The following is a 239-nucleotide window of genomic DNA, read 5'->3' as shown; positions in this document are numbered from 1 at the left end:
CACTCCCATTACCCACAACGCAACCATTCAATGCGGATCGCCCAACCTTGGGGGTCCATTCAGGAGAGAACAGCATGACCACCAACACTGACACCGCCGTTGTCGCCACACTGGACGACGCGCCACTCGCCGCCGCAACCGATACCCTGGCCGCAAGCGCCCCGGCGCTCGGGCTCGCCGACATGGCTCCCGGCGCCGGCACCGGCATCACCGACGGCGCGGACGACGGTTCGCTCGAA

The sequence above is a fragment of the Cupriavidus sp. SK-3 genome, from assembly GCF_000611145.1.
Lineage (GTDB): Bacteria > Pseudomonadota > Gammaproteobacteria > Burkholderiales > Burkholderiaceae > Cupriavidus.
Note: the sequence above shows the minus strand (reverse complement) of the source record.